General features: G+C 64.2%; 2 protein-coding genes. Both read left to right on the plus strand.

The window, feature by feature from the left end:
* Window positions 1–642, plus strand: a 642-nt coding sequence (locus ENZ75_RS33195) for an ATP-grasp domain-containing protein (RefSeq protein ID WP_128278674.1), incomplete at its 5' end; no start/stop codon positions are given.
* On the plus strand, window positions 639–808 hold a 170-nt coding region (locus tag ENZ75_RS33200; protein ID WP_281061338.1), incomplete at its 3' end, for a methenyltetrahydromethanopterin cyclohydrolase. The genes ENZ75_RS33195 and ENZ75_RS33200, both read left to right, overlap by 4 nt.

Raw genomic sequence — 808 nt, forward strand, 5'->3', positions numbered from 1 at the left:
GCCGGAGAAAGCCCGACCGCCGGCCGCTACTTCCAGCGCTTCGTTGCCGGTCGCAGCATCTCGGCCCTGTTCGTCGGCAATGGTCAAACCGCGCACCTCGTGGGTTTCAGCCACCAATGGACGTCTCCCGCCCCCACAGCGCCCTATCGCTACGGCGGCGCCGTACGGTTGAGACGCTTCGATCGCAGACAGGCGGCGGTCATCGGCGGCTGGCTCTCAAGTCTGACGCGGCGCGCCGGCCTGCTTGGATTGTGCAGCGCCGATCTGATCCGTGGACCAGATGGCTACACGTTCATCGAGATCAATCCGAGGCCGGGCGCCACCCTCGACATTTTCGACGATGTTGACGCGCCATTGATCGAAGCGCATCTGCGCGCCGCGACGGGTCAGGTCTTCCGCTTGCCGCGCTTCGTCGATTCGATGGCGTCGATGGTGACCTACGCCGCGACGCCAATCACTCACTTTCCGTCGATTGCCTGGCCTGAATGGACAGCGGACCAACAGTCGGCTGGCACCCGTCTGATTGCCGGCGACCCTGTCTGCACGGTCTTCGCGCGCGGTCCGAGCGCCCAATCGACCAAGCGGCTCATCAAGGGACAAGCCAGCCAATTGCAACTCCAATGGGAAGGAGACCGGACATGAAAGACGGTTCGGCATTCCTGAACGACAATGCACAGCGCATCGTTGACGGCATGATCGGCGACGCCGAACGCCTGCGTATCGTCGTTTCCAGGGGACCATTGGGCGAGCGCCTGATCGATGCCGGCGCCAAGACCGTCGGCAGCGTCGAGGCCGGGATGCGCATGGC

Source organism: Mesorhizobium sp. M7A.F.Ca.CA.002.04.1.1, assembly GCF_004022805.1.
GTDB lineage: Bacteria > Pseudomonadota > Alphaproteobacteria > Rhizobiales > Rhizobiaceae > Mesorhizobium > Mesorhizobium ciceri.